General features: G+C 69.8%; 19 protein-coding genes and 1 tRNA gene. 12 read left to right on the top strand and 8 right to left on the bottom strand.

Annotated features, from left to right (window positions below):
- Nucleotides 1–3: 3 nt before the first annotated feature.
- On the bottom strand, nt 4–1,569 hold the full coding sequence (locus ABFX81_RS14975; RefSeq protein ID WP_346138166.1) for a purple acid phosphatase family protein: 1,566 nt from the start codon (nt 1,567–1,569) through the stop codon (nt 4–6).
- A gap of 186 nt (nt 1,570–1,755) precedes the next feature.
- Here ABFX81_RS14975 and ABFX81_RS14980 point away from each other — a divergent pair, with 186 nt between their 5' ends.
- Together ABFX81_RS14980 and glmS are read left to right on the top strand one after the other, a co-directional pair.
- Nucleotides 1,756–2,013 (top strand): hypothetical protein, encoded by a 258-nt coding sequence (locus ABFX81_RS14980; RefSeq protein ID WP_031114246.1) that lies wholly within the window; start codon nt 1,756–1,758, stop codon nt 2,011–2,013.
- Nucleotides 2,014–2,025: 12 nt separating this feature from the next.
- Nucleotides 2,026–3,843 carry a glutamine--fructose-6-phosphate transaminase (isomerizing) gene (gene glmS / locus ABFX81_RS14985; protein WP_150481016.1) on the top strand — a complete coding sequence of 606 codons (1,818 nt, stop codon included), beginning with the start codon at nt 2,026–2,028 and terminating at the stop codon, nt 3,841–3,843.
- A 153-nt stretch (nt 3,844–3,996) separates the two neighbouring features.
- Here glmS and ABFX81_RS14990 read toward each other — a convergent pair whose 3' ends face one another.
- Nucleotides 3,997–4,557 carry a GPR1/FUN34/YaaH family transporter gene (locus ABFX81_RS14990; protein WP_086855636.1) on the bottom strand — a complete coding sequence of 187 codons (561 nt, stop codon included), beginning with the start codon at nt 4,555–4,557 and terminating at the stop codon, nt 3,997–3,999.
- A 134-nt stretch (nt 4,558–4,691) separates the two neighbouring features.
- On the bottom strand, nt 4,692–5,219 hold the full coding sequence (locus tag ABFX81_RS14995; protein WP_086855635.1) for a universal stress protein: 528 nt from the start codon (nt 5,217–5,219) through the stop codon (nt 4,692–4,694).
- 305 nt (nt 5,220–5,524) lie between these two features.
- Here ABFX81_RS14995 and ABFX81_RS15000 point away from each other — a divergent pair, with 305 nt between their 5' ends.
- From ABFX81_RS15000 to ABFX81_RS15025, 6 genes are all read left to right on the top strand, one after another.
- The gene (locus ABFX81_RS15000) at nt 5,525–5,857 is read left to right on the top strand and encodes a hypothetical protein (protein WP_346138167.1); all 333 of its coding nucleotides are present in this window, start codon (nt 5,525–5,527) and stop codon (nt 5,855–5,857) included.
- Between the two features lie 377 nt (nt 5,858–6,234).
- Nucleotides 6,235–7,524, top strand: coding sequence for a helix-turn-helix domain-containing protein (locus tag ABFX81_RS15005; RefSeq protein ID WP_150481019.1), 1,290 nt, complete (start codon nt 6,235–6,237; stop codon nt 7,522–7,524).
- Nucleotides 7,525–7,690: 166 nt separating this feature from the next.
- The gene (orn, locus tag ABFX81_RS15010; RefSeq protein WP_086843233.1) at nt 7,691–8,293 is read left to right on the top strand and encodes an oligoribonuclease; all 603 of its coding nucleotides are present in this window, start codon (nt 7,691–7,693) and stop codon (nt 8,291–8,293) included.
- A gap of 115 nt (nt 8,294–8,408) precedes the next feature.
- Nucleotides 8,409–8,481, top strand: a tRNA-His gene (locus ABFX81_RS15015).
- 98 nt (nt 8,482–8,579) lie between these two features.
- On the top strand, nt 8,580–9,770 hold the full coding sequence (locus ABFX81_RS15020) for an MFS transporter (protein ID WP_086843231.1): 1,191 nt from the start codon (nt 8,580–8,582) through the stop codon (nt 9,768–9,770).
- A gap of 26 nt (nt 9,771–9,796) precedes the next feature.
- Entirely contained in the window at nt 9,797–10,327 is a 531-nt protein-coding gene (locus ABFX81_RS15025; protein WP_086843229.1) for an NUDIX domain-containing protein, read from the top strand.
- 430 nt (nt 10,328–10,757) lie between these two features.
- On the opposite strand, the gene ABFX81_RS15030 is transcribed toward ABFX81_RS15025, so the two are convergent.
- On the bottom strand, nt 10,758–11,813 hold the full coding sequence (locus ABFX81_RS15030) for a substrate-binding domain-containing protein (protein ID WP_086843227.1): 1,056 nt from the start codon (nt 11,811–11,813) through the stop codon (nt 10,758–10,760).
- Between the two features lie 397 nt (nt 11,814–12,210).
- On the opposite strand from ABFX81_RS15030, the gene ABFX81_RS15035 reads away from it, so the two are divergent.
- The 4 genes from ABFX81_RS15035 to ABFX81_RS15050 all read left to right on the top strand — a co-directional run bounded on the left by ABFX81_RS15035 (nt 12,211) and on the right by ABFX81_RS15050 (nt 17,035).
- Nucleotides 12,211–13,536 carry an extracellular solute-binding protein gene (locus tag ABFX81_RS15035; RefSeq protein WP_086843225.1) on the top strand — a complete coding sequence of 442 codons (1,326 nt, stop codon included), beginning with the start codon at nt 12,211–12,213 and terminating at the stop codon, nt 13,534–13,536.
- Nucleotides 13,537–13,541: 5 nt separating this feature from the next.
- The gene (locus ABFX81_RS15040; protein ID WP_086843222.1) at nt 13,542–14,555 is read left to right on the top strand and encodes an ABC transporter permease subunit; all 1,014 of its coding nucleotides are present in this window, start codon (nt 13,542–13,544) and stop codon (nt 14,553–14,555) included.
- A 12-nt stretch (nt 14,556–14,567) separates the two neighbouring features.
- The gene (locus ABFX81_RS15045) at nt 14,568–15,488 is read left to right on the top strand and encodes a carbohydrate ABC transporter permease (RefSeq protein ID WP_086605565.1); all 921 of its coding nucleotides are present in this window, start codon (nt 14,568–14,570) and stop codon (nt 15,486–15,488) included.
- A 110-nt stretch (nt 15,489–15,598) separates the two neighbouring features.
- The gene (locus ABFX81_RS15050; RefSeq protein ID WP_346138168.1) at nt 15,599–17,035 is read left to right on the top strand and encodes a GH1 family beta-glucosidase; all 1,437 of its coding nucleotides are present in this window, start codon (nt 15,599–15,601) and stop codon (nt 17,033–17,035) included.
- Nucleotides 17,036–17,095: 60 nt separating this feature from the next.
- Here ABFX81_RS15050 and ABFX81_RS15055 read toward each other — a convergent pair whose 3' ends face one another.
- Genes ABFX81_RS15055 through ABFX81_RS15070 form a run of 4 tightly spaced genes read right to left on the bottom strand, consistent with a single transcriptional unit; the run spans nt 17,096 to nt 21,646 of the window.
- Nucleotides 17,096–18,412 carry an alpha-galactosidase gene (locus ABFX81_RS15055; RefSeq protein WP_086854788.1) on the bottom strand — a complete coding sequence of 439 codons (1,317 nt, stop codon included), beginning with the start codon at nt 18,410–18,412 and terminating at the stop codon, nt 17,096–17,098.
- A 21-nt stretch (nt 18,413–18,433) separates the two neighbouring features.
- A complete protein-coding gene (locus ABFX81_RS15060; protein WP_086854787.1) occupies nt 18,434–19,321 on the bottom strand; it encodes a carbohydrate ABC transporter permease in 888 nt (295 codons plus the stop codon).
- Complete coding sequence (locus tag ABFX81_RS15065) at nt 19,318–20,301, bottom strand: carbohydrate ABC transporter permease (protein ID WP_346138169.1); 984 nt, start codon at nt 20,299–20,301, stop codon at nt 19,318–19,320. Before ABFX81_RS15065 ends, ABFX81_RS15060 begins: the two co-directional genes overlap by 4 nt.
- A 31-nt stretch (nt 20,302–20,332) precedes the next feature.
- Nucleotides 20,333–21,646 carry an extracellular solute-binding protein gene (locus ABFX81_RS15070; protein WP_086855531.1) on the bottom strand — a complete coding sequence of 438 codons (1,314 nt, stop codon included), beginning with the start codon at nt 21,644–21,646 and terminating at the stop codon, nt 20,333–20,335.
- Nucleotides 21,647–21,655 lie beyond the last annotated feature (9 nt).

Raw genomic sequence — 21,655 nt, forward strand, 5'->3', positions numbered from 1 at the left:
GCGCTACTTCGCCCGGCGCGCCACCGTGAAGTGGTCCACCTGCTCCCCGGTCTCGGCGATGCCGCGCACGGTGAGCGTGGCCAGGCGTCCCTTCGGCGCGGGGGTGACGTCCACGCGCAGGAAGGAGTAGTCGAGGTAGCGCACCCGCGACCAGGTGACGGTCTCGTTCTGCTTGCCGCCCTTGACGTTGACGAACGAGGGCACGGAGTCCACGTCGTGCTCGTTGCCCTCGTACGACAGCGGGGCGCTGAACGCGTAGAGGCTGCGGCCCGCCGCTCCGGCCGTCACGTACACCACGCCGTCGGTCTCGGGGTAGGCGGTGCCGCCGATCGGGAGCTTCCTGGTGACCTCGCCGTCCTTGATGACGTCGGTGCGCTCGTACTGGTGGTTGTGGCCGTTGACGACCAGGTCCACGGTGTACTTCTCGAACAGCGGCACCCACTCCTGCCGGACCCCGCCCTCGGAGGCGTGGGAGGTGGAGGTGCAGTAGGCGCAGTGGTGGAAGAACACGACGATGAAGTCGATGTCCCTGCTCGCCCGGTACTTCTTGAGCCGGTCCTCCAGCCACTTGGTCTGGGTGCCGCCGGAGATGCCCAGGTTGGCCGGGATCTCGAAGGAGATGTCGTTGGCGTCGAGCGAGATGACGGCCGTGTTGCCGTAGGCGAAGGAGTAGACGCCCGGGAGGTTCTTCCGGTCGGGGCCGTTGTCCGGGAGGGTCCAGCGAGCCTCCTCGCCGCCGTAGCCGCCCGGCGAGTACCAGGCCTCCATGTCGTGGTTGCCGTAGGCGGGCATCCACGGGACGGACTTGGCGACGGACTCGGTCTGGGCGAGGAACTGGTCCCACACGCGTGAGTCGAAGCCGGTGTCGTCGGTCCTTCCCTGGCCTGTCGGGTCGCCGTACGCGATGTCGCCGGCGTGCAGGTGGAAGGCCGGGTTCTGGCCGAGGAGCAAGCTGTTGTTGGCGAGCGCGTGGTAGCTGACGCCCTCGTCGCCGAAGGCCGTGAAGGTGAAGGGCGCCTTGTGCGCGGGGGCGGTGGTGAAGGTGCCGAGGGTGCCCAGGAGGTGGGCTTCGGCCGGGTCGAAGCCCTGGTGACCGACGCCGTAGTAGTACGTCCGGCCCGGGCGCAGATGGGTCAGCCGGGCGTGGACGTAGTACTGGGTGTGGTTGCCGCTCGCGCCGACCCCGGCCGGCGTGAAGAGGGTGCGGACCTCGGCGTCGATCCTCCGGGAGAGGTCCGTGGGGTGGGCGCCGATCCGGATGAACGGCTTCTTGACGGCGACCGGGACCTGCCAGGAGACGGTCATCTCCGTGCGCGGGTCGGTGCCGTAGGCGAGGTGGCGTCCGAAGGGGGCGACGAGCGCGCCGTCGACGGTCTCGGTCGCCGCAGCGGTGCGGGCGGTCGGTACGGCCGCCTGGGCGGTGGCACCCGGCACGAAGGCGCCACCCACGACGGCACCGAGCGTGACGGTGCCGCCTCTGATCATCGAGCGCCGGGAGAACCTGGCGCGCAGGTACTCGTGCTGCTCGGCCATGCTCATGCGCTCGGCGAGCCGCTCGGGTACGCCCATACGAGGAATGTCCATGGCGTCCAAAAATCGACGCCTCGGGCAACGGGATACCGGCCACCCGGTGGACGCATCACGAACAAGCGCTCATGACGGGTTCAACCTTCTCCCAAAGAAACCCCATGGCGATGTGCCCGGAACCGGGCAGGATTCTTGCGAAAGCGCCGCCGGTGCTCCAGGATCTACCGGGTGCACGACGAACTCGTTGATCACCTGACGCGGTCCACGCCCCTCAGCCGGGGCGAGGCGCTGCGTGTGATCCAGGACGTGCTCGCCTATTTCGACGAGACGACCGAGGAGTACGTCCGTCGCCGCCACCGCGAGCTCCAGGCCCAGGGCCTGGTGAACGCGGCGATCTTCGAGCGGATCGAGGCGGATCTCAAGTACCGCGCGGTGGCACCGCCGGAGCTCTCGCTCCGGCAGCTGCGGCGCATCGTCTACGGCTAGGAATGCGTATCTATGTGCGGAATCGTCGGCTACATCGGGAAGCGTGACGTCGCTCCCCTCCTGCTGGAAGGCCTCCAGCGCCTGGAGTACCGCGGGTACGACTCCGCGGGCGTCGTCATCACGTCCCCGAAGGCCTCCGGCCTGAAGATGGTCAAGGCCAAGGGCCGCGTCCGCGATCTGGAGGCCAAGGTCCCGGCCCGCTTCAAGGGCACGACCGGCATCGCCCACACGCGCTGGGCCACCCACGGCGCCCCCTCCGACGTCAACGCCCACCCGCACCTGGACGCCGAGGGCAAGGTCGCCGTCGTCCACAACGGCATCATCGACAACGCCTCCGACCTGCGCCGCAAGCTGGAGGCGGACGGCGTCGAGTTCCTCTCCGAGACCGACACCGAGGTCCTCACCCACCTCATCGCCCGCTCGCAGGCCACCAAGCTGGAGGACAAGGTCCGCGAGACCCTCCGGCTGATCGAGGGCACCTACGGCATCGCCGTGCTGCACGCCGACTTCCCCGACCGGATCGTCGTCGCCCGCAACGGCTCCCCGGTCGTCCTCGGCATCGGCGAGAAGGAGATGTTCGTCGCCTCGGACATCGCCGCGCTGGTCGCCCACACCCGCCAGATAGTCACGCTGGACGACGGCGAGATGGCCACCCTGAAGGCCGACGACTTCCGCACGTACACGACGGAGGGCACCCGCACCACCGCCGAGCCCACCACCGTCGAGTGGGAGGCCGCCTCGTACGACATGGGCGGCCACGACACCTACATGCACAAGGAGATCCACGAGCAGGCCGACGCCGTGGACCGCGTGCTGCGCGGCCGCATCGACGACCGCTTCTCCACCGTGCACCTGGGCGGCCTCAACCTCGACGCCCGCGAGGCCCGCCGGATCCGCCGTGTGAAGATCCTCGGCTGCGGCACCTCGTACCACGCGGGCATGATCGGCGCCCAGATGATCGAGGAGCTGGCCCGCATCCCCGCCGACGCCGAGCCGGCCTCGGAGTTCCGCTACCGCAACGCGGTCGTCGACCCCGACACCCTCTACGTCGCGGTCTCCCAGTCGGGCGAGACCTACGACGTCCTGGCCGCCGTGCAGGAACTGAAGCGCAAGGGCGCGCGGGTCCTGGGCGTGGTGAACGTGGTCGGCTCCGCGATCGCCCGCGAGGCCGACGGCGGCATCTACGTCCACGCGGGCCCGGAGGTCTGCGTGGTCTCCACCAAGTGCTTCACCAACACCACGGTCGCCTTCGCGCTCCTCGCCCTCCACCTGGGCCGCACCCGCGACCTGTCGGTCCGCGACGGCAAGCGGATCATCGAGGGCCTGCGCAAGCTGCCCGCCCAGATCGCCGAGATCATGGAGCACGAGGAGGACGTCAAGAAGCTGGCCCTGCAGTTCGCCGAGGCCCGCTCGATGCTCTTCATCGGCCGCGTGCGGGGCTACCCGGTGGCCCGCGAGGCCTCCCTGAAGCTCAAGGAGGTCTCCTACATCCACGCGGAGGCCTACCCCGCCTCCGAGCTCAAGCACGGCCCCCTGGCCCTGATCGAGCCCGCCCTCCCCACGGTCGCGATCGTCCCCGACGACGACCTCCTGGAGAAGAACCGCGCCGCCCTGGAGGAGATCAAGGCCCGCAGCGGCAAGATCCTCGCGGTGGCCCACCAGCACCAGGAGAAGGCCGACGAAACCATCCTCGTCCCCAAGAACGAGGACGAACTCGACCCCATCCTGATGGGCATCCCCCTCCAACTCCTCGCCTACCACACGGCCTTGGCCCTGGGCAGGGACATCGACAAGCCCCGCAACCTGGCCAAGTCAGTCACGGTGGAGTAAGTGGCCCTCCTTTAGGGGCGCGGGGAACTGCGCGAACAACGCCCACGCACCCGCACAGGCCAAACAAAGAGGACGGACCCCCACGCGCTGCCACCAAGCACGGGGGGTCCGTTTTCATCGCCGGGAAGCCGCCCAACTCCCCAGCCGGCGCAGCTAACCGGTGGCCGTCACTCCCCGGCCGGCAGCGCGTCGCGGAAGCGCCGTGGGCCAGTGCGCGAGCGCCGCGGTCGCCGCGTACCAGGCGACAGCCCCCGCCGCCACGGCGAACCACCCGCCCACCTTGGCGAACCCGTCGTTACCGGCGAACTCGGCGATTGCCATGAGCAACAGGGCGACGAAGAACAGCCCGTGGACCACCTGACCGAGCTGCTCGCCACCCGCAAGCGTCAGCGACAGCGCCACGAGGGCGAACAACAGCAGGAAGAACCCTGCCTCGTTGCCGGAGGCACCCGCCGACACGGCCCACGTGAACCACAGCGCCCCGAGCACCGAGAACGCCGTCCCACCGACGGAGTCCCCGCCCCGCAGGGCCATCAGTCCGGCGGCGAAGAGGGCAATGCCGCCCACGTACTGGGCGATTGACACGGCGTCAGCAGCCGACACGCCGTCGATCAGGGCGGTGTGTCCCAGACCGAAGGCCAACAGGGTGATTCCCAGGGCGAGTCGGCCGATCACGGCGGTGATTCCGCTTCCCGCGGAGACGTCTTTGTCCACGGCGGGCTCCCTTCGTGCATGTGCAGTTGTGCGGTGTTCCGTATATGCCCTTCACAAGGGCACAAACACCTCTACGCGCGAGTAGATTTACGCACCGCACAGGGGCAGCAAGGGAGTTGGCACTCAGGGAATGCTCAGGGAATGACGATGACGGGCCGCTTCGCGCGCTTGGCGAGCCGCCCGGCGACGGAGCCGAAGATCCGCCCGACGAGGCCATGGGTCGACCCGACCACGATCGCGTCCGCCTCGTACTCCCGGCCGACCTCTTCGAGTTCGTGGCAGATGTCACCGCCGCGCTCGACCAGGATCCAGGGCACCTCGGCGAGGTAGTCCGCACAGGCCAGTTCAAGACCGAGCACCTCGGTCCGATGGTCCGGCACGTCCACGAACACGGGCGGTTCGCAGCCGGCCCACACGGTGGTCGGCAGCCGGTTGGCGACGTGGACGATGATCAGGCCCGACCCGGAGCGATGGGCCATGCCGATCGCGTACGCCAGGGCGCGCTCACTGGACGTGGAGCCGTCGAAGCCGACGACGACCCCGTGCTTGAATGCGGGATCGCAGGAGTGGCGTGGCTCTTCCGCCGCCAGGGGCTCGGCCGCCGTGGGATCGGCGACGGGCCGCTTGCGGTCCGCGGGTTCGAAGAATTCGTGACCGGCCATGGCTGTCTCGGCGTTGTGATCCTTATATGGGGGACAACAGTGTGCGGCGGAGCTGTGTCCGGGAATGGTCTTCCCACCCCCATACCCCCAAGGGTACGGCGGCACGCCTCCTTAGCCCAGATCCCGCTCACGGTGCGTGCGGGTTCCAGGGAGCATGCACGAGGCACCGCCCGTAACGCAATGGTTGCTGCCCTGTACAGGCGGTTTGCACAGGATTCACTTACCCGTGGGGGTGATCCGGTCACACAGTGACCTGCTCACCGGCCACGCGTTGAACCCCGTGAGTCACGCCACAGGGAGCACCCATGCCCGGACCACGCCCCGCCTCCGAGGCGGACCGCGCGACCCCGCCGCCGCGGGACACCGCGACGGATGTGGTCCGCTGGGCGGCCTTCAGCTGCCTGCTCGTCCCGCTCGTGCTCCTCGGGTACGGCGCCTCCCTGGCCGGTGCCGCCGGCACGGCACTCGGGCTCGCGGCCGTCACGGGCGCCTGCCGGGTCCTGCTGCGCCAGTCGGAGCGCGGCGCGGCCCGGCTGGCGGCCGAGGACCGGGCACCCCACCGGGGCCGGCACCACCGCACCGGAACGGGGTCACACCGTGGCGGACGGCACACTGGCGGGGATACACCGGTCGGCTGACCGGTTTCCGCGCACGCGCACGCTGCTTTTCAGCCAACTTCTCACACCCCTGCCGACCCCTCCCCGACAGCCCCCCAACCCCCGTTCGACCTGCACGGAAAGGGCCTCGGGGGTGCCGCGCACCCTACGCGGATTGGCCACTGCGACAAGGCGCACTTCCCTGCACGCCCCACGAGTGCAACGCTTCGTGATCGAATGCTTCACGCCAAGTTGCCAAGTCGACAATGTGCCGAGTGCCGATCCGGCCACTGCGGCGCAACGGGACACAGTAGATTCGATCTTGACTGTCTACGGCGGGGGACTCGTGCAGGACCGAGGGGAAACGTGCAGGAGCGACACAACCGAGGAGCCGCGACCACCGAGGGGGGCTTAGCAGTATGAGCCACGACTCCACTGCCGCGCCGGAAGCCGCGGCCCGGAAGCTTTCCGGGCGACGTCGCAAGGAGATCGTCGCGGTGCTGCTGTTCAGCGGCGGCCCCATCTTCGAGAGTTCCATACCGTTGTCGGTGTTCGGGATCGACCGCCAGGACGCCGGCGTTCCGCGCTACCGACTGCTGGTGTGCGGCGGCGAGGACGGCCCACTGCGGACCACAGGGGGCCTCGAACTCAGCGCACCACATGGCCTGGAAGCGATCTCACGCGCGGGTACGGTCGTCGTGCCGGCCTGGCGTTCGATCACTTCTCCGCCACCGGACGACGCGCTCGACGCGCTGCGCCGGGCACACGAGGAGGGCGCCCGCATCGTCGGGCTGTGCACCGGCGCCTTCGTGCTGGCGGCGGCGGGCCTGCTGGACGGCCGGCCCGCGACGACACACTGGATGTACGCGCCGACGCTGGCGAAACGCTATCCGTCGGTGCACGTCGATCCGCGCGAGCTGTTCGTGGACGACGGCGACGTGCTGACGTCGGCCGGCACGGCCGCGGGCATCGACCTGTGCCTGCACATCGTGCGCACGGACCACGGCAACGAGGCGGCAGGGGCCCTGGCCCGGCGCCTCGTCGTGCCCCCGCGCCGGAGCGGCGGTCAGGAGCGCTACCTCGACAGGTCTTTACCAGAGGAGATCGGCGCCGACCCGCTCGCCGAGGTCGTCGCCTGGGCGCTGGAGCACCTCCACGAACAGTTCGACGTGGAGACCCTGGCGGCACGCGCGTACATGAGCCGTCGTACGTTCGACCGCCGCTTCCGCTCCCTGACCGGGAGTGCCCCGCTGCAGTGGCTGATCACGCAGCGGGTGCTCCAGGCGCAGCGCCTGCTGGAGACGTCGGACTACTCGGTGGACGAGGTGGCCGGGCGCTGCGGCTTCCGGTCGCCGGTAGCCCTGCGCGGGCACTTCCGCCGTCAGCTGGGCTCGTCTCCGGCCGCGTACCGGGCGGCGTACCGCGCCCGTCGCCCCCAGGGCGAGCGGCCGCAGGACACCGAGGCCGCCCAGGGCGGACCGGGGTCCGGCATGCCGGGCCACGGGGGGCACCCCGGCCAGCAGGGCCAGCCACCGGCCTCGCTGCACCCGGAGCATCCCGTCCCGCTCCAGTCCCGCCGTACGGCGGCGGCGAGCGCGGTCGGATCGTCCCCCGCCATGTCCGCGTCGGCGTCGGCCGGGTCGGACAACGGCCGGGAGGCGTACGTGCCGAGCCGGGCGAGTCTGCCGGGGCAGCGCAGCGCGACATGAGGTGACGTGAGCCGGTGACCGGGCCCGTGTGGAGGAGACCTCCGCGCGGGTCCGGTGCCGTTCAGGGAGGCGAGCACACCCCGGGCGGCGAGGCAGGTACTCCTCTGGCCACAAGGTCACCGCACGGTCGGCTCAGCCCGGGGCGGCTCACCGTAAGGTTAGACACATGAACGATCGCATGGTGTGGATCGACTGCGAGATGACCGGCCTCTCGCTGTCGGACGACGCGCTCATCGAGGTGGCCGCCCTCGTCACCGACTCCGAGCTGAACGTGCTCGGCGAGGGCGTGGACATCGTCATCCGGCCGCCGGACCGGGCCCTGGAGACGATGCCGGATGTGGTGCGTCAGATGCACACCGCCTCCGGGCTGCTCACGGAGCTGCCGAACGGCACGACGCTGAAGGACGCCGAGGAGCAGGTCCTGACGTACGTCAGGGAGTTCGTCAAGGAGCCGGGCAAGGCCCCGCTGTGCGGCAACTCCGTCGGCACGGACCGCGGCTTCCTGCTGCGCGACATGCCGACGCTGGAGGACTACCTGCACTACCGGATCGTCGACGTGTCGTCGATCAAGGAGCTGGCCCGCCGCTGGTACCCGCGGGCGTACTTCAACAGCCCGCAGAAGAACGGCAACCACCGCGCGCTCGCCGACATCCGCGAGTCCATCGCGGAGCTGCGCTACTACCGCGAGGCCGTCTTCGTCCCGCAGCCCGGGCCCGACTCGGACACCGCGAAGAAGATCGCCGCGAAGCACGTTCTGCCTGCCCAGTAGCCGTGCCGGGGGCCCGCGGAGGGGCGCCGCGAAAGCCGGGCGCGAGCACCCCTTCGGACCCTGTACACTTTTTCTCGGCCGGTCGGGGAAGTCACTGATCTCCAAGCCGGTCATGGTGGGTGTAGCTCAGCTGGTAGAGCACCTGGTTGTGGTCCAGGATGCCGCGGGTTCGAGTCCCGTCACTCACCCTGAGTAATCAGCCGGTGGCTTCGTGTCGAAGCCACCGGCTGAAGCTTTTTGCGCGCCGGTCCCGGGCCGGGCAGCGGCCGGAGTTACGGTCGGCGGCATGGACGGTGAGCGCCGAGGGTGGCGGGCGTGCGTGCTCGGCGGGGCGGTGTTCGCCGTGTGCATGGCCGGCACCACGCTGCCGACCCCCCTCTATCCCCTCTACCAGGACAAGTTCGGGTTCTCCGAGCTGACGGTGACCGTGGTGTACGCCTTGTACGCCTTCGGGGTCATCGGGGTCCTGCTGCTGGTCGGCAATGCCTCGGACGCCGTCGGCAGGCGCCCGGTACTGCTGTGCGGGCTGGGCCTCGCGGCGGCGAGCGCCGTCTGTTTCCTGTGTGCCACCGGGCTGGGCTGGCTGTACGCGGGGCGACTGCTGTCAGGGCTCTCCGCCGGTCTGTTCACCGGGGCCGCCACGGCCTACGTGATGGAGCTGGCGCCGGGCGGGGGCGCCTCCCGGGCCACGTTCGTGGCGACGGCCGCCACCATGGGCGGACTTGGCTGCGGTCCCCTGCTCTCCGGGCTCCTCGCGCAGTACGCCGACTGGCCGCTGTACCTGCCGTTCGTCACGCACCTCGTCCTGGTGGCCGGCTCGGCCGCCGTCCTGCTGCGGCTCGCGGAGACCGTACGGGAGCGGAAGCCGCCGCGCACCGTACGGCCACAGAGCCCCGCGCTGCCCCCGCAGGTACGGGCGGTGTTCACCCCCGCGGCGATCGCCTCCTTCGCCGGCTTCGCCCTCTTCGGAGTGTTCACCTCGGTCAGCCCCGAATTCCTCGCCGAGTCCCTGCACGTGGACAACCACGCCGTGAGCGGGCTGGTCGTCGCGCTGGCCTTCTTCGCGTCGACCGCCGGGCAACTGGCGGTCGGCCCGGTCGGTGTGCGGCGCTCCCTCCCGCTGGGCTGCGCCGGACTCCTCGCCGGGCTGGCCCTGCTCGCGGGCGCGCTGCGGTGGGAGCTGATGTCGCTGGTGATCCTGAGCGCGCTCGTCGGCGGCGTCGGGCAGGGCCTGGCGTTCCGCGGCGCCCTGTCCGAGGTCGCCGGGGCGTCTCCCGAGCACCAGCGCGCGGCGGTGATCTCGACGCTGTTCGTCGTCGCCTACGCGGGCATCTCGGTCCCGGTGATCGGCGTCGGCCTCCTGACGGGCCCGATCGGCCTGGAGGGCGCGGGCCTGGTGTTCATCGCGTGCATGGCGGTCCTGGTCTCGACGGCGGGCGCCTACCTGGTACGGCGGTTGGCGGCGGCGAGGGTGTGACCGTCCCTCTCTGCGATCGTGATGCCATGGGTGAAGTGGTGGAGCGGGTCGACGAGCAGGACCGGGTGATCGGGGTGGTCGACCGGGACGAGGCGATCCGGCACGGCTGGCTGCACCGGGTCGCGACCACGGTCTGCCGTGATCCGCAGGGGCGGGTGCTGGTGCACCGGAGGCCGGAGCACGTCTCCCGGTTCCCGGGCCACTACGACTGGCTGGTGGGCGGGGGCGTCGAGGTCGGGGAGGCCTACGAGGAGGCCGCGGCCCGGGAGCTGGCCGAGGAGCTGGGGGTCCGGGTGACGGTGCGGTTCGTCTTCAAGTTCCTTTGCCGTGGGGCCATCAGCCCCTACTGGCTGGGTGTGCATGAGGCCGTCGTCGCCGAGCCCCTCCGGCCCGACCCGGCCGAGATCGCCTGGCACGGGTGGGTCGGGGAGCAGGAGCTTCAGGAGGCGTTCCGGCGGTGGGTGTTCGTGCCGGACGCGGTGGATGTCATGCGGCGCTGTCCGGGGCGCCGTGTGCCGAGCGCCGCCACGCCGCGGTCAACTCCGCCACGGCCGTGAAGCGTTCGGCCGGGTCCGTGCGCGTGGCCCGTTCCACGAGCGACAGCCGGGCCGCCGTACCCCGCCAGGCCGGCTCCTCGCCGGCCGTGTTCATCAGGAGGCGGATGGCGCGGCCCGGGGGCGTGCACGGTGGTGCGGAGGGCTTGGAAGCGGGTCAGGGGGCCTGCGTGGCGTAGCCGCGCGGGCGAGTGCAAAAGCTCCCCGTCGTGCCAGGGCATCACCGCCGCCGTGCGGCCGTCGCCCGTCGCGAACCGGTGCGGCTGGGGGACGATCACCGCAGGCCGTACCGCCCGGTGGAAGACCCAGGCCCGGTTCAGCGCGTGCTGGGCGGCGTCGGTCGTCGCCTGCTTCACGAACCAGCGTTCCCCGCCGGCGAGCAGATACGGCTCGGTCCGGGCGACCTCGGCGATGTCCAGCAGGGGATGCGGCGTCACGACGACGACCGGGGCACCAGCTCCGTGGCGAGGACGACCTGCCGTCGGTCCAGCCCCCGGGACGCCAGGGGACGACGGTCGGCGACCTCCGTGAGGAGGAGGTCGATCATCCGGCGGCCCATCACCTCGATGGGCTGGCGGACGCTGGTGAGGGGCGGTTCCATGTGGCGGGCGATGGCGGAGTCGTCGTAGCCGACGAGCGCCACGTCGTCGGGGATGCGGCGCCCCGCCTCGCGCAGCGCCTGGCGGGCGCCGGCCGCCGTGACGTCGGAGGCGGCGAAGACCGCGTCCAGGTCGGGGCGGCGCTCCAGCAGTGCCGCCATGGCACGGCTGCCGCCCTCCTCCGTGAAGTCGCCCGGCTCGATCAGCGCCTCGTCCACCTCGTGGCCCGCGTCGCTCAAGGCGTCGCGGTAGCCCTCGGTCCGGCGCTGGGCGCCGTAGACGTCGAGGCGGCCGGTGATGTGGGCCACCCGGCGGCGGCCGCGGGACAGCAGGTGCTCGACGGCCTGGCGGGCGCCGCCGTAGTTGTCGGAATCGACCGACGGCAGGGTCTCCGCCGCCGATCGCGGGCCGCTGATCACCGCCGGGATGTCCAACTGGGCCAGCAGGTCGGGCAGCGGATCGTCCGCGTGGACCGAGACCAGCAGGACGCCGTCCACCCGGTGGGCGGCCAGGTACTGGGCGAGGCGGCGGCGTTCCTTGTCGCTGCCCGCGAAGATCAGCAGCAACTGCATCTCCGTGTCGGACAGCTCCGCCCCGACGCCCTTCAGCATGTCCGAGAAGTACGGCTCCGAGAAGAACCGGGTCTCCGGCTCGGGCACGACCAGGGCGATCGCGTCCGTGCGGTTGGCGGCCAGGGCCCGGGCCGCGGTGTTGGGGACGTAGCCGAGCTCGGCGACGGCCGCCTCGACGGCCGCGCGGGTCGCGTCGCTGACCCGGGGCGAGCCGTTGATCACCCGGGACACCGTGCCGCGGCCGACACCGGCGCGCGCCGCCACCTCTTCGAGGGTGGGCCGGCCACCACTTCGGCCTCGCGCTCCGTGGCTTGCCATGGGCTCCGCCTTCCCGTCCACACCCGCACTCTGCGGCTGGCCTGGAATTTAACAGGCTTGTCAGTCGTAGTGACCGCCACCGAGGCCCGCCGCCCGCGGGCTTCCGCTTCGACCGGCGAGCCGGTCCGACTGGCTGGATACCGCCGCCCGGGGCCGCAAGGGACTGCCGCCCGGGTCCAGTTAACGTCCCGATAACTGAACGCATCTCTCGCTGTCCGGTCCCTTGACACCCCCGCCGCGACCGGAGAACCTTCAACACATCACTGGTGGGAGCGCTCCCACAGTACCTGACACATACACAACCCGCACGTTCCCCGCCCGAGCCGCAGCGAGTAAAAACGGGTCCAACAATGCAGTTGGCCGGGGGGTCGGCACGTCAGGGCAACAGGAGGACGACATGCGAGCACGCATCCGAACCGCCCGCAAGGCGATGGTCCTCGCGGCCGCCGCGTCGCTGGGCGCCGGGCTGCTGGCCGGCTGTGCCGACGACGGCAAGAGCGACGGTTCCGGCTCCTCGGACGGCGACAGCGGTGGCAAGACCACGATCTCGGTGGGGCTCTTCGGCACCATGGGCTTCAAGGAAGCCGGCCTCTACGCCGAGTACGAGAAGCTCAACCCGAAGATCAAGATCGCCGAGAACTCCGTCCAGCGGAACGAGAACTATTACCCGGCGCTGCTGAACCACCTCACCACCAACAGCGGTCTGCTGGACGTCCAGGCCGTCGAAGTCGCCAACATCGCCGAGGTCACGGCCACCCAGTCCGACAAGCTCGAGGACATGTCCAAGGCTCCGGGCGTGGACAAGAGCAAGTGGCTGGACTGGAAGTGGCAGCAGGCCACCACCAAGGACGGCAAGACCATCGGCCTCGGCACCGACGTCGGCCCGATGGCGATCTGCTACCGCACGGACCTCTTCAAGCAGGCCGGTCTGCCCACCGACCCCGCCGAGGTCGGCAAGCTGTGGGCCGGCGACTGGGCCAAGCTCGTCAAGGTCGGCGAGCGCTACAAGTCGAAGGCCCCCAAGGGCACCTTCTTCATGGACTCCCCCGGCGGTCTGATCCAGGCGGTGCTGGGCAGCGAGAAGGAGAAGTTCTACAACTCCTCCGGCGAGGTCATCTACAAGACGAACCCGGCCGTCAAGGCCGCCTTCGACCTGACGGCGGATGCCGCCAAGAAGGGCCTCGTCCAGTCGGAGACGCAGTTCCAGCCGGGCTGGAACTCCTCGATCGCCAACAACAAGTTCGCCGCCATCGCCTGCCCGCCGTGGATGCTCGGCACGATCAAGGGCTACTCGAAGCCGGACGCGGCCGGCAAGTGGGCCGTGGCCGAGGCGCCCAAGGGCGGCAACTGGGGCGGCACCTTCCTCACCGTGCCGAAGAGCGGCAAGAACGTGAAGGAAGCCCAGAAGTTCGTGACCTGGCTGACCGCGCCGGAGCAGCAGGCGAAGCTGTTCAAGGTGCAGGCCAGCTTCCCGAGCGCCCCGTCCACCTACACCATGCCCGAGGTGACCGGCGCGACGAACGAGATGACCGGTGACCAGAAGATCGGCCCGGTCTTCGCGGAGGCCGCCAAGGCCGCACCGGAACAGGTGATCGGCCCGAAGGACCAGATCATCATGCAGGGCCTGACGGACAACGGCGTGATCCTGGCGACCAAGGGCAAGTCGGCCAAGGAGGCCTGGGACTCCGCGGTCAAGACCATCGACAACAAGCTGGACCAGTGACCCGTATGGCCACCCGCCACGACACCGCCGCGCCCCCCGCCGAGGGGGGCGCGGCCCCGGGCCGCCCGCCCGCGGACCCCGTGTCCCTGGAGAAGGAGCGGCGGCGCCGGGACCGGCTGTCCCGCCGCTGGCAGCGGGACATCCGCTGGAGCCCGTACGCCTTCGTCTCGCCGTTCTTCCTGCTGTTCGTCGCGTTCGGCCTGTTCCCGCTGGTCTACACGGGCTGGGCCTCGCTGCACCAGGTGGAGCTGACCGCGCCGACCGACATGAACTGGGTCGGGCTGCGCAACTACACCCGGATCTTCGACGACGAGTTCTTCTGGAACGCGGCGAAGAACACCCTGACCATCGGCATCATCTCCACCGTTCCGCAGCTGCTGATGGCGATGGGCATGGCCCACATCCTCAACTACAAGCTGCGGGCCTCGACCTTCTTCCGGGTCGCGATGCTCGCGCCGTACGCGACGTCGATCGCCGCCGCCTCGCTGGTGTTCGTGCTGCTCTTCGGCCGTGACTACGGCATGATCAACTGGGCACTCGACATGGTCGGCATCAGCCCGGTCGACTGGCAGAACGACAAGTGGTACTCGCAGATCGCCGTCTCGTCGATCATCATCTGGCGCTGGACCGGTTACAACACGCTGATCTACCTCGCCGCGATGCAGGCGATCCCGCAGGACCTGTACGAGTCGGCGGCCCTGGACGGGGCCAACCGCTGGCAGCAGTTCATCCATGTGACGCTGCCGGCGTTGCGCCCGACGATCCTGTTCACCGTGGTCGTATCGACGATCGGCGCGAGCCAGGTCTTCGGAGAGCCGCTGCTGTTCGACGCCAACAAGGGCACCTCCGGCGGCGCGGAGCACCAGTTCCAGACGCTGGGTCTGTATCTGTACGAGCAGGGCTGGGTCGCCCAGCACCTGGGCCGTGCCTCGGCGATCGCCTGGACGATGTTCCTCATCCTGATCGTCATCGGCATCGTCAACTACGTCATCTCGCGCCGGCTGCGCGCCAGTAGTTAAGGAGTTCCGGCCGTGACGACGACTGTGACGCCCCAGGACGCACCGCCGCCCGGCGCTGCGCCCGCGAAGGAGTCCAAACGCCCCCGCCTGCCGAAGTCCGCGCGGGCCGGCGGGCAGTTGCACGGCGGGCCGATCGCGTACGCGATCCTCATCGTGTTCACGATCGTCTCGCTGTTCCCGCTGGTGTGGACGGCGATCGCCGCCTCGCGTGACAATCAGCGGCTCGCGCAGACACCGCCGCCGTTCTGGTTCGGCTCGGGTCTGTTCGACAAGCTGGAGATCGCCTGGAAGGACGCCAATCTGGGTGAGGCGTTCTTCAACACCACGATCGTGGCGGGTACGTCGGCGCTGACCATCGTCTTCCTGTCGACGATCGCCGGTTTCGCCTTCGCCAAGCTGCGGTTCCGGGGCCGTGGCGCGCTGATGCTGATCGTGATCGGCACGATGATGGTGCCGCCGCAGCTGAGCGTGATCCCGCTGTACATGATGGTCGCCAAGCTCGACTGGACGGACCAGTTGCAGGCGGTGATCTTCCCGTCGCTGGTGAGCGCGTTCGGTGTGTTCTTCATGCGGCAGTACCTGATCCAGGCGCTGCCGGACGAGATCATCGAGGCCGCCCGGGTCGACGGGGCGAGCAGCTGGCGCGTGGTGTGGCACGTGGTGTTCCCGGCGGCGCGGCCGGCGATGGCCGTGCTCGGGATGCTGACGTTCGTGCAGACCTGGAACGACTTCATGTGGCCGTTCCTGGTGCTGACCCAGATGGGCAACCCCACCGTCCAGGTCGCGGTCGCCGGTCTGGGCCGCGGCTACACCCCCGACCAGTCCCTGATCATGGCGGGCGCGCTGCTCGGCACGCTGCCCCTGCTGCTGGTCTTCGCGATCTTCGGCAAGCAGATCGTGGGCGGCATCATGCAGGGCGCTGTCAAGGGCTGACGCCCTGTTTCCAGGGGCCGGGCCAGCGCTGCTCCGGCCCCTCCTCTCCCCCCCTTCCTCCCCCTCCCCCTCCACCATCGGTCTCCACGACCTCCAATGGGAGCGCTTCCATGCCTGACTCCGAGAACCCGGCCACTGCGGTGACCTTCCCTCCCGCCTTCCTCTGGGGCGCGGCGACCTCCGCGTACCAGATCGAGGGTGCGGTGCGGGAGGACGGCCGTACGCCGTCGATCTGGGACACCTTCAGCCATACGCCGGGCAAGACGGCCGGCGGCGACCACGGTGACATCGCTGTCGACCACTACCACCGCTACCGCGAGGACGTGGCGCTGATGGCGGAGCTGGGCCTGGGTGCCTACCGGTTCTCCGTCTCGTGGTCGCGGGTGCAGCCGACCGGCCGGGGTCCGGCCGTGCAGAAGGGACTGGACTTCTACCGCCGGCTGGTCGACGAGCTGCTGTCCAAGGGCATCAAGCCGGCCGTCACGCTCTACCACTGGGATCTCCCGCAGGAGCTGGAGGACGCGGGCGGCTGGCCGGAGCGTGACACGGCGTACCGTTTCGCGGAGTACGCGCAGATCGTCGGCGAGGCGCTGGGCGACCGGGTCGAGCAGTGGATGACGCTCAACGAGCCGTGGTGCAGCGCGTTCCTCGGCTATGCCTCCGGGGTGCACGCCCCGGGCCGTACGGATCCGGCGGCGTCGCTGCGCGCCGCACACCATCTGAACCTGGCGCACGGGCTGGGTGCGTCCGCGCTGCGGTCGGTGATGCCGGCCCGCAACTCCGTCGCGATCAGCCTCAACTCCACGGTGGCCAGGCCGCTTTCGCAGAGCCCGGCGGACCTGGCGGCGGCCCGGAAGATCGACGATCTGGCCAACGGCGTCTTCCACGGCCCGGTCCTGCACGGCGCGTACCCGGAGTCGCTGTACGTGGCGACGGCGGAGCTCACGGACTGGGACTACGTCCTCGACGGCGACCTGACGCTGATCAACCAGCCGCTGGACGCGCTCGGCCTCAACTACTACACGCCCGCGCTGGTCTCGGCGGCCGACCCGGCGGCGAAGGGGCCGCGCGCCGACGGCCACGGGTCCAGCGAGCACTCGCCCTGGCCGGCCGCGAACGACGTCGCCTTCCACCAGACGCCCGGCGACCGCACCGAGATGGGCTGGACGATCGACCCGACCGGCCTGCACGAGCTGATCATGCGCTACACCCGGGAGGCGCCGGGCCTGCCGCTGTACATCACCGAGAACGGCGCGGCCTACGACGACAAGATCGACTCGGACGGCCGGGTGCACGACCCGGAGCGCGTCGCCTACCTGCACGGCCACCTGTCGGCGGTCCGCCGGGCGATCGCCGACGGCGCGGACGTCCGCGGCTACTTCCTGTGGTCCCTGATGGACAACTTCGAGTGGTCCTACGGCTACGGCAAGCGCTTCGGCGCGGTGTACGTGGACTACGCGACGCTCGAACGCACCCCGAAGTCCAGCGCCCACTGGTACGCGAAGGCGGCGCGCACCGGGACGCTGCCGGAGGTGGAGGCGGTATAGCCACTGCGAGGCGGGGGGACGGGGCGCGGCACTGATAGGGGAGTGCCGCGCCCCGGCATGTCAGGAGACGCCGCGTGGCGTCAGCAGCCGGCGGGTCGTCGTCACGCCCCACTCGTCCAGCGACAGCAGGCGGTCGCTGGAGGCCATCAGGCCTCCCGTGGCCTCCACGTGTGCCGCCCACTGTTCGCGGGTCTCGACAGCCGGGCGGGCCATCAGGCAGTCCGGGTCGTTGATCCAGAGGCGGCCGTGCTGCCACTGGCGGCCGGCACCGGTGAACTCGGCCGGGTCCTGGCCGGGCTGGCTGTAGTCGTCGGCCTCGGGGCGGCGGTGGGGGGCCGTGTCGGGGCTGACCCGCATGGCGTCGAACAGGCCGATGGAGGGGAGCATCGGGGCGCCGCAGCCCAGGAGGTAGGAGTCCGGGCCGATCGCGTCGCGGATCAGGCGGACGCCGGAGCGGTACGCCGTGAGGGGGTCGACGTCCGCGTGGCGTACGCCGTCCAGGGCTCCCGCGTAGAGGAAGTCGGTCTTGAAGTAGTCGTAGCCCTCCGCGCGCAGGGTGGTGAAGACCTCGGTCAGGTACGCCGCCGCGTCCGGGTGGGTGGTGTCCAGGACGCGCAGGTCGTGGCCCCAGTTACGGCCGGCGTGGGCGAAGCCGCCGGCGGTGTCCCGGACCAGCCAGTCGGGGTGCTCGGCGGCCAGGTCGCTCGCCGGGTCCACGAGGAACGGTGCCGTCCAGATGCCGGCGCGGCGGCCGCGGGAGCGGATCTTGTCGGCGATTGAGGCGCGGGAGCGGAAGCGGCCGGAGAGGGTGAGCCAGTCGCCGAGGGCCCGTTGGTAGCCGTCGTCGATCTGGACGACGTCGACGGGCAGGTCGAGGGTGTCCATCGCGCGGAGGTTCTCGTGGATGTCGTCCTCGGTGACCTCCGTGAAGTACTCGTACCAGGAGCACCAGACGGTGGGCGCCGGGCGCGGGGCCGCGATGCCGAGACCGGCGGCCCAGTCGCCCAGCACGGACTGGATGTCGTCGCCCGTCCACTCCTTCACCAGGCCGTCGGCACCGACCTCCGCGATCCCGTCCCGTACGGCGAGCCGGATCGACGGCACCTCGCGCGTCGGTTCGGCCGCCGCCCACAGCCGGACCTGTGAGCCGTCGCCGGGGTCGAGCGCGAGCAGGCCCTCGCCCTGGAAGACGCCGTCGCGGACGGTGACGCCGGGGCGGTAGCAGACGGTGGTCCAGTTGGCGTTGGCCGGGCGGTACGGCGCCGTGCCGAGGGCGTAGGCGCCGCTGGGGCTCCAGGACTGCCAGCCCTCTTCGTGGACTCGGGCGTGGCGGAGGTCGACGGGCACGGAGGCCAGCGGCGTGAAGGGGTGCTGCACGGTGATCTCTTTCGGGAACGGTCAGCCCTTGTTGGCGCCCAGCGTGAGGCCGCTGACGAACTGGCGCTGGAGCACGAAGTAGACGATGAGGGTGGGGATGGCCGTGAGCAGGGCTCCGGCCGCGACCAGGTTGGGGTCGGTGAAGTACTGGCCGGAGAGGTTGTTCAGGGCCGAGGTGATCGGCATGTTCTCACCGGTGGAGATCAGGACGATGGCCCAGAAGAAGTCGTTGTAGATCCAGATGGACAGGAGGGTGGCGAGCGCGGCCATCGCGGGCTTGCACAGCGGCAGCACGATCTGCCAGTACAGGCGCCAGACGGAGGCACCGTCGACGAGGGCGGCCTCGGTCAGTTCGTGCGGCAGCGAGCGCATGTAGTTGCTCAGCACGAACGCGCAGAAGCCGGACTGGAACGCCACGTGGATGAGGACCAGGCCGAGCGCGGAGTCGTAGAGCTTGCCGGACATGGTGATGCCGGGCAGGTCGATCAGCAGGTACAGCCGGTACAGCGGGGTGATGATGACCTGCTGGGGCAGCAGGTTGCCGGCCGTGAAGACCAGCAGCAGGAACAGGTTGACGCGGAAGTCGAAGCGGCTGACGTAGAAGGCGACCATCGACGACAGCAGCAGCGTCAGCAGCACGGCCGGCACGGCGACGATCAGCGTGGTGCCGAAGTAGTGCAGCATGTCCGACTGCTGGAAGGCGTTGGTGAAGTTGTCGAAGGTCAGCTTGTCGGGCCAGGAGACATAGCCCTTCTCGCTGGTCTCCGCGTACGGCCGCATCGCCGCGAGCAGGGCCCACAGTAGGGGCGCCAGCCAGGCCAGCGCCGTGACGACGAGGAACGTGTGCAGCAGGACCCGGGCGGGGCGGATGGGGGTGCGCTGCTTGTGAGCGCCGGCGACGGTGCTCATGCGCGCCGCTCCTTCCGGAAGGTGGCGATCAGGTACGGAATGATCACCGCGAGCGAGATCACCAGCAGGACGACGGCGATGGCGGAGCCGTATCCGATGCGGCTGGACTCGCCGATGATGTTGTTGGTCACCAGGATCGACAGCAGTTCGGTGCCCTGGGCGCCCTTGTTGAAGACGAAGACCAGGTCGAAGGCGCGCAGGGCCTCGATGATGGTGACGACCAGGACGATGGTGTTGGTGGGCCGCAGGGTCGGGAAGACGACGTTCTTGAACGTCTGCCACTCGCCCGCGCCGTCCAGCGCGGAGGCCTCGCGCAGCGCGGGGTCGACACCCTTGAGGCCGGCCAGGTAGAGGATCATCATGTAGCCGGCGTGCCGCCAGGAGGCCGCGACCAGGATGGCCCAGAGGTTGAGGTCCGGGTCGCCGATCCAGTCGATGTAGTGGCCGGGCTTGTTGGCTCCGATGAGGCTGTTGATCAGGCCGGTGTCGGGGTTGTAGACGAGTTGCCAGACGAACCCGGTGACCGCCAGCGACACCACCACCGGCAGGAAGTACGCGGTCTGGTAGACGCGGCTGAAGCGGATCCGCTTGTCCAGCTGCACGGCCAGGAACAGGCCGAAGGGCGTGGGCAGCAGGATGAGCACGACGAACCAGACGACGTTGTGCTCGACGGCCGGCCAGAACTGCGGGTTGCTCGTGAACAGTTCACGGAAGTTCTGGAGCCCGACCCATGTGATCGAGTCGAAGCCGATGCCGTCCCAGGTGGTGAAGGCCAGCGCGATGGAGGCGAGGGCCGTCAGCCACACGAGGGCGACGTGCAGGATCGTCGGCACGCCCGCCATCAGGCCGAGCGTGAGCCGGTCGCGGCGGGTCAGCAGGCGCCTGTGCCCGTGGGGCACCTTGGCGGGCGGGGACGCGGGGGCGGGCCCCGGAGCCGGCTCGTCGGCCGTCTCCGGGACCTTGGCGGGGGTGGCAGTCATGTCGGATCCGAGTCGTCGATTCTCCGTTCGGTCAGCCGGAAGCGAAGATCGTCTTCTTCTGGCGCTCGATCGACGAGAGGATGCTGTCGACGTTCTTGGGGTTGCGGACGAAGTTCTGGAGCGCGGGCTGCATCACCGTGGAGGTGAAGTCCGGGCGGGAGTCGCGGTCCATGAACTGCGTCAGGCTCTTGGCGCCCGAGATCATCTCGTACGCCTTCTTCTGCAACGGCGTGTACGAGGAGGTGTCGGCCTTGGTGGAGGCGGCCACCACGTTCGGGTCGGACTTGAGGTAGATCTGCTCGGCTTCCGGCGTGCCCAGGTACTCCAGCAGCTCGACGGCGCCCGCCTTGTTCTTCGGGGCCTTGGAGAGCATGAAGCCGTCGGTGGGCGCCTCGACGGTGTCCTGACCGAAGGCCGGGTCGATCTCCGGGAAGGCGAAGAAGTCCAGGTCGTCCAGGTCGGCCTTGTTGGTGAACTGCTGGCCCACGAAGGTGCCCAGCACATACATGCCGGCCTTCTTCGCCACCAGCGTCTGCGCCGCGTCCTGCCAGGTGCGGCCCACCGCGCCCTCCTGGTGGAAGGGCAGGATCTCCGTCCAGTGGTCGAAGACCTTGCGCACCTTGGCGTCGGTCCAGGAGGCCTTGCCCGCCATCAGTTCGACGTGGAAGTCGTAGCCGTTGGTACGGAAGTTGATCTGGTCGAAGGTGCCCATCGCGGGCCAGGCGTCCTTGTCGCCGAAGGCGATCGGGACCAGCCCGTCCTTCTGCATCCGCTTGCACAGGGCCACGAAGGCGTCCCAGGTGGTGGGGACCTCGTAGCCGTGCTGGGCGAAGACGCTCTTGCGGTAGAACACCGCCCACGGGTAGGTGTACAGCGGCACGAAGTAGTACTTGCCGTCCTCGCCCTTGCTGAGCTTCTTCATCGCCTCGGGGAAGTTCCCGCCGATCTTCTGCCACACGTCGTCGATCGGGGTGGCGAGCTTCTTCGACGCGAAGAACTGCATGCGGTACCCGGCGAACCACGTGAACACGTCGTCGGGCGTGCCCTGGAGGTAGGAGTTGATCTGCTCCTGGAACGTGTTGTGGTCCTTGGTGTTCACGTCGACCTTGACGCCGGACTTCTTCGTGAAGGCCGCGTAGATCTCGGCGAACGCCTTCTTCGGCACCGCGTCCGAGGAGTTGGAGCCGAGGCTGACCGTCTTCGGGTCGGCGGCCGTGCCACTCCCGCCGCAGGCACTCAGCAGGGGTATTCCCGCGCCGAGCAGGGTCGCGCCGCCTATGCCGCGCAGCAGGGTGCGGCGGCTGGGAGCGGGGAAGGAGGGTCCGGAGGGGGAGAGGTCGCGCATGAACGGCTC

This window comes from Streptomyces coeruleofuscus (assembly GCF_039532725.1).
Lineage (GTDB): Bacteria > Actinomycetota > Actinomycetes > Streptomycetales > Streptomycetaceae > Streptomyces > Streptomyces coeruleofuscus.

Coding starts and splice junctions, on each gene's coding strand:
- orn (WP_086843233.1), top strand. CDS start 7,691: ATGAACGATCGCATGGTGTGGATCGACTGCGAGATGACCGGCCTCTCG.
- ABFX81_RS15050 (WP_346138168.1), top strand. CDS start 15,599: ATGCCTGACTCCGAGAACCCGGCCACTGCGGTGACCTTCCCTCCCGCC.
- glmS (WP_150481016.1), top strand. CDS start 2,026: ATGTGCGGAATCGTCGGCTACATCGGGAAGCGTGACGTCGCTCCCCTC.
- ABFX81_RS15060 (WP_086854787.1), bottom strand. CDS start 19,321: ATGAGCACCGTCGCCGGCGCTCACAAGCAGCGCACCCCCATCCGCCCC.
- ABFX81_RS15065 (WP_346138169.1), bottom strand. CDS start 20,301: ATGACTGCCACCCCCGCCAAGGTCCCGGAGACGGCCGACGAGCCGGCT.
- ABFX81_RS15070 (WP_086855531.1), bottom strand. CDS start 21,646: ATGCGCGACCTCTCCCCCTCCGGACCCTCCTTCCCCGCTCCCAGCCGC.
- ABFX81_RS15005 (WP_150481019.1), top strand. CDS start 6,235: ATGAGCCACGACTCCACTGCCGCGCCGGAAGCCGCGGCCCGGAAGCTT.
- ABFX81_RS15000 (WP_346138167.1), top strand. CDS start 5,525: ATGCCCGGACCACGCCCCGCCTCCGAGGCGGACCGCGCGACCCCGCCG.
- ABFX81_RS15040 (WP_086843222.1), top strand. CDS start 13,542: ATGGCCACCCGCCACGACACCGCCGCGCCCCCCGCCGAGGGGGGCGCG.
- ABFX81_RS15020 (WP_086843231.1), top strand. CDS start 8,580: ATGGACGGTGAGCGCCGAGGGTGGCGGGCGTGCGTGCTCGGCGGGGCG.
- ABFX81_RS14975 (WP_346138166.1), bottom strand. CDS start 1,569: ATGGGCGTACCCGAGCGGCTCGCCGAGCGCATGAGCATGGCCGAGCAG.
- ABFX81_RS15035 (WP_086843225.1), top strand. CDS start 12,211: ATGCGAGCACGCATCCGAACCGCCCGCAAGGCGATGGTCCTCGCGGCC.
- ABFX81_RS14995 (WP_086855635.1), bottom strand. CDS start 5,219: ATGGCCGGTCACGAATTCTTCGAACCCGCGGACCGCAAGCGGCCCGTC.
- ABFX81_RS15025 (WP_086843229.1), top strand. CDS start 9,797: ATGGGTGAAGTGGTGGAGCGGGTCGACGAGCAGGACCGGGTGATCGGG.
- ABFX81_RS15030 (WP_086843227.1), bottom strand. CDS start 11,813: ATGGCAAGCCACGGAGCGCGAGGCCGAAGTGGTGGCCGGCCCACCCTC.